Genomic DNA, 8,321 nt, shown 5'->3' on the forward strand with positions numbered 1-8,321 from the left:
CATGCTCGCGACCGAGCGCCGCTATGTCCTGCGCACCCTTCCTGCCGGCGTGCTCCGCGGCTTGGCCGACCCGTTCCGGAGCGGCCGGCTGGACGGCTGGGCACGGGCGGCGATGATCGGGTTCGGCCTGGCGCTCACGACCGCCGGCTATCTCGTGACCCGCTGCACCTGGCGGCCTGATAAGGAGGCCGCCACCGCGCCAGGCGCGATAGCGGGAGGTCTGGTCACTCGGATAGAACGTACATGAGCCGCGACATTCAGGGCGGCATGCCGCCTGCAGCCAACTTCACCCCGGCCAGGATGGTGGACCTTGAGCTCGGCGCCGCCATCCCGGCCCTGCCGCCCGCCCGCGATACGTCCGGCCAGCCCTATGCACGTGCGCTGGTACTGGCACGACTGGGCGGGCAGCCGATCGGCATTGCAGAGATCCCGCTCGTGGTGGGCGGTCTGGGGGCCGGCCCCCTCCGCCAGGCGGTATGGGACAGGATCGGCCCGGCGGTGAACGCCTGGCTGGTCCGGGCCGGGCATCCAGCGCTCGCCGAGCTGCCGCCTGGTGGCCTTGCCGGATGGTCCGGCTGGTTCGATACGCCGGCACGGCAGCTGGTCGGGGCGCCCCTGAACGCCACCGTGCTGATCGCAACCCGTGATCGACCGGAGAGTCTCGCCGCCTGCCTGGAATCGCTCCTGGCGATGGACCATCCGGGCTTCGACATCGTGGTGGTAGACAGCGCTCCCTCGAACGACGCGACGCGCGACATGCTGCGCACGCGGTTCGGCGGGCTGCCCGGCCTGCGCTATGTCCGGGAAGACCGGCCGGGCCTGGCAATCGCTCATAATCGCGGCCTTGCCGAGGTGACCACGTCGATCGTGGCGTTCACCGATGACGACGTGCTGCTCGACCCCGGCTGGCTGCGCGAGATCATGGCCGAGTTCCAGGCGGATCCTGCGGTCGCCTGCGTCACCGGCATGATCGTGCCTCTGGAGATCGAGACGGCGCCTCAGGGCTGGATCGAGGAGTTCGGCGGGTTCGGCAAGGGCTTCGAGCGCCAGGTCTTCGACCTGGCCGAGCACCGCCGCGACCATCCGCTGTTTCCCTATGCGGCCGGCATGTTCGGATCCGGCGCCAACATGGCGTTCCGCACCGGTGCGCTGCGCCGGATCGGCGGGTTCGACCCGGCACTGGGTGCCGGGACCACCGCGCAGGGGGCCGACGACCTGGCCGCTTTCCTGGAGATCATCCTGTCCGGGCACCGGCTGGTCTACCAGCCGGCAGCACTGCTGCGCCATCAGCACCGCCGGGACTATGCCGGGCTGCGCCGGCAGGTCCGCGGCTATGGGGTGGGCCTCGGCGCCTACCTGACCAAGCTCGTGCTGGATCATCCAGACCGGCTGCCGGAACTGTTGCGGCGCGCACCCGTGGGGCTGCGCCATGCGCTGAGCCCGAACTCAACCAAGAATCGCAAAAAGCAGGGCAGCTATCCCGCCGAGCTGACCCGGCTGGAACTGCTGGGGCTGGTGCAGGGGCCGCTTGCCTATCTGCGCAGCCGCTGGGAGACCCGCCGTCTCCGCCGGCCGGCCGCTGCCCAGCCGCAGGTGGGCAGCGGCTGACGGCAGCCGCTCAGAACCGCGGCGTCAGGCAGGCGAGATGCCGCGGCCGAACGTGACCGAGGCTGGCCGTCCCGGCAGCTCCAGGCTGCTGGTACGCGGTGCGGCGCGCGCCACCACCCGACCGGCCCGGATCACGAACAGCCGGGCCGGTTTGATGCGCACCGCCTCGACCGTATCGGCGGCGTCCAGCACCACGAGATCGGCCTTGCAGCCGGGCGCCACCCCGTAGCCTTCCAGTCCCATCAGGGCGGCCGGCACGCTGGTCACCGCTTCGAAGGCGGCATGAATGTCCTTGGGTGAGGTCATCGGCACGGCGTGGACACCCATATGGGCGACCTCCAGCATGTCGCCCGAGCCCAGCGAGTACCAAGGGTCCATCACGCAGTCCTGGCCGAACGCCACCGGCACGCCGGCCGCCTGCAGTTCCGGCACCCGGGTCAGGCCGCGGCGGCGCGGATAGGTGTCGTGGCGGCCCTGGAGCGTGATGTTGATCAGCGGGTTGCAGACCGCGTTCATGCCGCTCTCGGCGACGAGATCGATCAGCTTGCTGGCATAGTAGTTGTCCATGCTGTGCATGGAGGTCAGGTGCGAGCCGGTCACCCGGCTGCCCAGGCCCAGGCGCTGGGCCTCGTAGGCCAGCTGCTCGACATGGCGGGAATGCGGATCGTCGCTCTCGTCACAATGGAGGTCGACCATCCGGCCGAGCTTGGCGCCGAGCTCGCACAGCTCGGTGACCGAGCGACGCCCATCCTCCATGGTCCGCTCGAAATGCGGGATGCCGCCGATCACGTCGACGCCCAGGTCGAGGGCCCGCAGGAGGTTCTGCCGGGCGTTCGGGTAGCGGTAGAGGCCATCCTGGGGGAAGGCCACCAGCTGCAGGGTGAGGTAGGGTGCCACCCGGGCACGCACCTCGATCAGCGCCTCCACCCCGGTCAGGCGGTCGTCGCAGACATCGACATGGGTGCGGATGGCGCCGATGCCTTGCGCCACCGCCATGTCGCAATAGCGTAGCGCCCGCTCGATCACCGCCTCCTGGGTGAGCAGCGGCTTGAGCTCGGCCCAGAGCGCGATGCCCTCCAGGAGCGTGCCGGAGCGGTTCAGGCGCGGCGTGCCGAGCGACAGGGTCGCGTCCATGTGGAAATGGCAGTCGACGAAGGGCGGGCTGACCAGCCGGCCGGCCGCGTCGATCTCCTCGTGCCCGGATGCCTCGATCCCGGGGCCCACCGCCTGGATCAGGCCGTCCGAGATCAGGATGTCCATGCCGGTCTGCCCATCGGGCAGGGTGGCATCGCGAACGATCATGTCGAGCTTCAAGGGTCGCCTACTCCAGCGGGCTATGCATCGCCCGGCCGATCCTGCCAGACGATCAGGATGCCGGCCATGATGATGAGCGTAGCACCACAGAGCATGCCTAGGCTCGGTCGGTCCGCCCAGACCAGCCAGCCGATCAGCATGGCGAGCGGGATCGAGGCATACTTGAACGGGGCGGCGAAGCTCATCTCGCCGATGCGGAAGGCGCGGATGTAGCAGGCATAGGCGCCGACCACGAGCACGGCACCGAGCAGGAGGAAGCCGGCTTCGCCAGGGGTGGGCAGGCGCAGGCTGCCGATGCTGCCGATCCCGCCGCCCAGCGTCATCAGGGCGAGCGTGGCGACCATGATCGAATTGGTCGGGACGTGCCGCGGGATGCGCCGGGTCAGCAGGTCACCTAGGGCCTGGAAGACCGCACCGGCCAGCGGGAAGGCCAGCCACCAGGAGGCGGAGGCCCCCAGCGGGTCGGTCACCAGCAGCATGCCGGCAAATCCCAGCGCCACCGCCCCAAGGCGTGCCGGCCCCAGCCGCTCGCGCAGCACCAGACCGCCCAGCGCCACGCCGAACAGTGGCGAGGTGAAGATCAGGGTATTGGCGACCGCGAGCGGCAGGTTCGCCACCCCCAGCAGGTAGGTGAACACGGTCCCGACCTCGAACAGGCCGCGCAGCAGCACCATCGGGTGGGCGAGGGTCTGCCGGGAAGGGCGCCAGCCGCCGGCCCTTGCCAGCAGCACCACCAGGGCCACGCTGACGAGGCCGCGCAGGAACACGATCTCGGGCACCGACATGGTCTCGGCCAGCAGCTTCACCACGGTGTCGCCGATGGCCCAGAAGGCGATGGCGCCCAGCACGAAGCCGGCGGCGCGCAGATTGTCGGTGACAGCGGCCATGAAAACCCTCGGAACGTCAGCGGCGGCGGGCGAGGCGCTGCTCGCGGTAGAAGATCAGCACGCCCGAGCCCACGATCAGCGCGGTCCCCAGCAGGGCGAAGCGGTCGGGCAGGTCGCCCCAGATCAGAAAGCCCAGGAGGCCGGCGGTCGGCAGGGACAGGTAGCGGATCGGCGCCAGGAAGCTGATCTCGCCCAGGCGGCTGGCGCCGATATAGGCGAACAGCGCCACGCCCGAGATCAGCGCCGAGCCGGCCAGGATGCCGACCAGCGGGAGTTCCAGGGGCGGCCAGGGCAGGAACGGAACCGAGGCGAAGCCGCTGAGGCAGGTGGCGACCGTGGTGGACATCGCCACCACCCTGGTCGGGATGCCGTGGGCCAGGCGCCGGGTGATGAGGTCGCGCAGGGCCGCGATCAGTGCCGCCAGGAGCGGCAGGAGCAGGGTCGGCTCGAACGCGGCCGAACCCGGCCGGGTCGCGATCAGGATGCCGACGAAGCCCAGCACCACCGCGGTCCAGCGCCAGATCCGCACCCGCTCGCCCAGGAACAGGGCGCCGAGCGCGGTGGCCAGCATCGGCGTGGTGAAGAACAGCGCGGTCACCGTCGCGATCGGCAGGAGCATCAGCGAGGTGAACATCACCCAGGACAGCGCCGCCTCGGCGCAGGCACGCAGCACCACCAGCGGGTCGCGGAACTGGTAGAGCCGCCAGTCGTCGCCCCGGCCGCGGAACAGGACGAGGAAGATCAGCACCATGAACACGCCGCGCACCGCCAGGATCAGGCCGATCGGCACGCCCTCGCCGGTCAGGACCTTCACCAGCGCGTCGTTGATGGTGAACACGACCGAGGCGAACGCCATCAGCAGGGCGGCGCGCAGATTGTCGGCGGCGGTGGGCAGGGCTAGCTCCCTCCTGGAGCAGACCAGGCAGGGCGGCCCTAGCCGTTCGTCGGGACGCAGGGCAAGCACGGCCTCGGTTTTCTGACAGCTTCCGTTCAGGCAGGCCGCGCTAGGATGGCGGGAACCGGTTGATCTCGGAGAATGTCGATGCGCCGCCTCCTCATGGTTGTTCCGCTCGCGAGCCTGCTGGCCGCCTGCTCGACCGGCCCCAGCTACAACCTTTATGCCGACAATCCCAAGGCGACGATGGGCACGGTGCTGGGCGGTGCCGGCGGCGGGCTGCTGGGTGCCGCCATCGGCAAGAACGCCAGCGGCGACCGCGGCTTCGTCTATACGGCGGTCGGCACGCTGCTGGGTGCGATGATCGGCAACTCGATTGGCTCGTCGCTGGACGACATGGACCGCCAGTATGCCGGCTATGCCGCCACGGACGCGCTGGAATACAACCGCTCCGGCACGCCGGCCTCCTGGCACAACCCGGACAGCGGCAATTACGGCTATACCACGCCGACCCGCACCTATCGCCAGGGTGCCTATGACTGTCGCGACTACGAGACCACGATCTATGTCGACGGGCGGCCGGAGACTGCGACCGGCTCGGCCTGCCGCCAGCCGGACGGCACTTGGCGGATCATCGGCTGACGCCGTAGGGCGGATCGCCGGCTGACGCCTGGAAGGTCAAGCGGTTCCCGGAAACCGCATGGCTGCCATCACAATCCGCATGGTTGTCAGGCAGGGGTGGTGACTGCATATTGCACTGCAGCAAGGCACCGGCCTGGAGTGTCCTGCCGGCGATGAGGTCGAGTTCGCTCCCTCGGCGCCGGGCCCGGTTTCACTGGGTCAGCGGACCTACGGTTCGTTCCAGCATTTAGCCTCCCTGATCTACTCGGCCGGGTCGCAAGACCCGGCCACTTTTTTTGCTGCGGTCCTTCCCGGACCTCATTGTCGCAGCAGCTCCGCAAGCATCGTCTTTCCGGAAACGAGGTCTACCTGCTCCGCTGAGAACCAGTGGGCCGCCTGCCGTTCGCATGTGCCCTGCTGGGCTGGACGCCAGCGCTGCGGCTCATCCGGCAGGATGGATCAGGGAGCGGGACATGCGGAACGACCGTGTCGCCATGCAGCAACCGAACCGCCGGCAGGTCATGGCCGGCATTGGCGGCCTGATGGCAGGAGGGTTCCTGCCGGGCCTGGCCGGGCAGGCCGAGGCGGCCATCACCGACCCGATCCCTGCGCAGATCCAGAAGAGTTCGCTGCCGGCGATCGAGCTGGTCGACTTCAGCGCGCCACCGCGCAGCCGCAGCACCAAGCCCTACACGCTGCTGAACCAGCTCTATCATGCCGGTGACGACAGCGGGCGGCTGTTCGCCTGCGACACGCGCGGCAAGATCTGGCTGATCGACCCGGCAAGCGGTGCAGCGCGGCTGTTCCTGGACGTTCGGACGGTCCGCGGTAGCGCATTCGTCGCGACCAGCAATCAGATGGGCCTGCGCAGCTTCGCCTTCCATCCGGACTTCGCCAGGCCCGGCCGGCCCGGCCACCGCAAGTTCTATACGGTGACCACCGAGACGGTCGGCAGCCGGCCCGGCAACGTGCGCCTGTTCGAGGGGCGGTTCAGCGCGAACTTCCACGACGTTCTGGCGGAATGGAAGGTCTACAACGCCGATCCGACTAGGGTCGACCGGGCGTCCCGGCGCGAGGTGCTGCGGATCGCGCAGAACCTGCCCGACCACAATACCGGGCAGATCATGTTCAACCCGAACGCCAGGCCCTCCGACCGCTTCTACGGCAACCTGCTGATCGGCGTCGGCGACGGCGGCAACAACCCGTCCTTCATCGACCCGCACGATGCGGCTCAGTCGGCGCGCCGCGCCCATGGCAAGATCCTGCGGATCGACCCGCTCCAGCAGAGCAACGGCGGCGCCTATGGCGTGCCGGCGGACAACCCGTTCGTCGGCCGCAGCGGCCACCTGACCGAGATCTTCGCCCGCGGCCTGCGCAACCCGCAGAACCTGTGCTTCGACCCGGGCGGCAGCGGCACCTTCATCCTGACCGATATCGGCCAGTCGCATATCGAGGAGGTCAATCTCGGCATCAAGGGCGCCAACTATGGCTGGCCGCTGCGGGAGGGCACCTTCGTCATCGACCGGCGCAACCCGCAGAACCTGTCGCGCCTGCCCGCCAACGACCCGAGCTACACCTATCCGGTGGCGCAGTACGACCATGACGAGGGCCGGGCGATCGCGGGCGGCTTCGTTTATCGCGGCAATGCGGCGCCGGCCCTGCGCGGCCACTACCTGTTCGGCGACATCGTCAACGGGCGGGTGTTCCATGTACCGGTGGCCGAGCTGCGGCTGGGCCGCCAGACGACGATCCGCGAGCTGACCTTCCGCCACCAGGGCCGCACCGTGACCCTGCAGAACCTGGTCCAGGGGATGAACGGCCGGGTCGACCTGCGCTTTGGCCAGGGCGAGAACGGCGAGGTCTACATCCTGACCAAGCAGGACGGCATGATCCGCCGGCTGCGGCAGGGCTGAGGAAGGACGCTTGCTTCCTCAGTCGAGGCCGTATTTTTCACGCAGGTAGCGGCCCGCCTGCTCGCCGCGCGCCTGGGCTTCCGCCGTCAGCCACTGGTCCGCCGCCTCCTGGCCGTCGGCGGCGACGCGGCGCTCATATTCCGGCTGAAGCTCCGCACGCGCCTGTTCCTTGAGCTCTTCCATCTCCCGGAGCATCGCTTCCTGGGTGCCGGCGGGCAGCGTGCCGTCCGCTTCAGCCGCGGGATCGTCGTCCACGCCGGCCTGCTGGCGCTGCAGGCTGTGCTGGCGCTGCTGGAAGGCGAAGCCGCCGGCATCGAACGCCAGTGCCGCCGGTGCCATCAGCGCCACCAGCCACAGGGCACTCAAGGCCGCGAGAGCGGGAATGCGCATGGTTCGTTTCCTCCACCAGCGTCAACTTCCCGGAAAACTAGGCGGATGGCCAGCCATGCATGTGACGGTCGTCACTTCCCGAGCCAGCGCCGCTCGCCGGAGGGCCTAAACGGCAGGCGCAGGTGGAACGGGTCGCGGCCACGCACGGTCAGCTCGAACACGGGGTCAGCGATCTTCAGTCCGAGGTAGGAGCCGCCCGGTTCCGGCAGGGTGATGAGGGGCCCGATGAGCGACTGGATCGTGACATAGGGATGCCGTTCACGATCGTCAGGCTGTTCCAGCGGACATGGCCGGAGATCCACAAGGCCGCCTTGCCGCTCTCCGTGACCACGATGGATGTCCGCGACGATGCCCAGGCGGGCGTGCGTCATGTTCCGGCTCCTGCCGAGCTGACGTTCCGATCAGGACGGTCGTCCGATCGGCAGGAGATTGATCATGGCCAGGTGACATGCGTGCGGGCGGCGCTCGACACGCACGCGACAGGAGTTCGACCGTGCGGCGACGGGCCGGTCAGCCGCCCAGATAGCCTTCCAGCACGTTCACGGCGTTCACGCCGATTTCAGCCACCGCATAGCCACCTTCCATCACGAACAGGGTCGGTAGGCCGAGCTTCGCGATGCGCTGGCCGATCAGCGGGAAGTGCTCGCTTTCCAGCCGGAACTGCGAGATCGGGTCGTCCTTGAACGTGTCCAC

Annotated in this window: 8 protein-coding genes and 2 pseudogenes; 4 read left to right on the forward strand and 6 right to left on the reverse strand. The window is 69.0% G+C overall.

The window, feature by feature from the left end; genetic code table 11:
* Nucleotides 1–247, forward strand: a pseudogene (locus VNS22_RS17150) (hypothetical protein); the annotation flags it as partial.
* Nucleotides 244–1,608 carry a glycosyltransferase family 2 protein gene (locus VNS22_RS17155; RefSeq protein WP_325734537.1) on the forward strand — a complete coding sequence of 455 codons (1,365 nt, stop codon included), beginning with the start codon at nt 244–246 and terminating at the stop codon, nt 1,606–1,608. The pseudogene VNS22_RS17150 and the gene VNS22_RS17155, both read left to right, overlap by 4 nt.
* A 24-nt stretch (nt 1,609–1,632) precedes the next feature.
* On the opposite strand, the gene VNS22_RS17160 is transcribed toward VNS22_RS17155, so the two are convergent.
* Genes VNS22_RS17160 through VNS22_RS17170 form a run of 3 tightly spaced genes read right to left on the reverse strand, consistent with a single transcriptional unit; the run spans nt 1,633 to nt 4,773 of the window.
* Nucleotides 1,633–2,910, reverse strand: a complete 1,278-nt coding sequence (locus tag VNS22_RS17160) for an amidohydrolase family protein (protein WP_325734539.1) — start codon at nt 2,908–2,910, stop codon at nt 1,633–1,635.
* A 32-nt stretch (nt 2,911–2,942) separates the two neighbouring features.
* Nucleotides 2,943–3,809, reverse strand: a complete 867-nt coding sequence (locus VNS22_RS17165; RefSeq protein ID WP_325734541.1) for a DMT family transporter — start codon at nt 3,807–3,809, stop codon at nt 2,943–2,945.
* Nucleotides 3,810–3,825: 16 nt separating this feature from the next.
* The gene (locus VNS22_RS17170; protein ID WP_325734543.1) at nt 3,826–4,773 is read right to left on the reverse strand and encodes a DMT family transporter; all 948 of its coding nucleotides are present in this window, start codon (nt 4,771–4,773) and stop codon (nt 3,826–3,828) included.
* 78 nt (nt 4,774–4,851) lie between these two features.
* Between VNS22_RS17170 and VNS22_RS17175 the strand changes: the two genes are divergently transcribed.
* Both VNS22_RS17175 and VNS22_RS17180 read left to right on the forward strand, forming a co-directional pair.
* Entirely contained in the window at nt 4,852–5,346 is a 495-nt protein-coding gene (locus VNS22_RS17175; protein WP_325734545.1) for an RT0821/Lpp0805 family surface protein, read from the forward strand.
* A 452-nt stretch (nt 5,347–5,798) separates the two neighbouring features.
* Nucleotides 5,799–7,238: a PQQ-dependent sugar dehydrogenase gene (locus VNS22_RS17180; RefSeq protein WP_325734547.1), complete on the forward strand. Its 1,440-nt coding sequence runs from the start codon at nt 5,799–5,801 to the stop codon at nt 7,236–7,238.
* 18 nt (nt 7,239–7,256) lie between these two features.
* Here VNS22_RS17180 and VNS22_RS17185 read toward each other — a convergent pair whose 3' ends face one another.
* The 3 genes and pseudogenes from VNS22_RS17185 to VNS22_RS17195 form a co-directional block, all read right to left on the reverse strand.
* Nucleotides 7,257–7,628 carry a hypothetical protein gene (locus tag VNS22_RS17185; protein WP_325734549.1) on the reverse strand — a complete coding sequence of 124 codons (372 nt, stop codon included), beginning with the start codon at nt 7,626–7,628 and terminating at the stop codon, nt 7,257–7,259.
* Between the two features lie 71 nt (nt 7,629–7,699).
* Nucleotides 7,700–7,999 carry a hypothetical protein gene (locus tag VNS22_RS17190; RefSeq protein ID WP_325734551.1) on the reverse strand — a complete coding sequence of 100 codons (300 nt, stop codon included), beginning with the start codon at nt 7,997–7,999 and terminating at the stop codon, nt 7,700–7,702.
* Between the two features lie 139 nt (nt 8,000–8,138).
* Nucleotides 8,139–8,321 (reverse strand): annotated as a pseudogene (locus tag VNS22_RS17195) (histone deacetylase family protein); the annotation flags it as partial.

The sequence above is a fragment of the Geminicoccus sp. genome, assembly GCF_035556675.1.
Taxonomy (GTDB): Bacteria; Pseudomonadota; Alphaproteobacteria; order Geminicoccales; family Geminicoccaceae; genus Geminicoccus.

Excerpts from the sequence above, each read along its gene's own strand:
- VNS22_RS17165 (WP_325734541.1), bottom strand. The coding sequence starts at position 3,809 with ATGGCCGCTGTCACCGACAATCTGCGCGCCGCCGGCTTCGTGCTGGGC.
- VNS22_RS17175 (WP_325734545.1), top strand. The coding sequence starts at position 4,852 with ATGCGCCGCCTCCTCATGGTTGTTCCGCTCGCGAGCCTGCTGGCCGCC.
- VNS22_RS17190 (WP_325734551.1), bottom strand. The coding sequence starts at position 7,999 with ATGACGCACGCCCGCCTGGGCATCGTCGCGGACATCCATCGTGGTCAC.
- VNS22_RS17155 (WP_325734537.1), top strand. The coding sequence starts at position 244 with ATGAGCCGCGACATTCAGGGCGGCATGCCGCCTGCAGCCAACTTCACC.
- VNS22_RS17185 (WP_325734549.1), bottom strand. The coding sequence starts at position 7,628 with ATGCGCATTCCCGCTCTCGCGGCCTTGAGTGCCCTGTGGCTGGTGGCG.
- VNS22_RS17160 (WP_325734539.1), bottom strand. The coding sequence starts at position 2,910 with ATGATCGTTCGCGATGCCACCCTGCCCGATGGGCAGACCGGCATGGAC.
- VNS22_RS17180 (WP_325734547.1), top strand. The coding sequence starts at position 5,799 with ATGCGGAACGACCGTGTCGCCATGCAGCAACCGAACCGCCGGCAGGTC.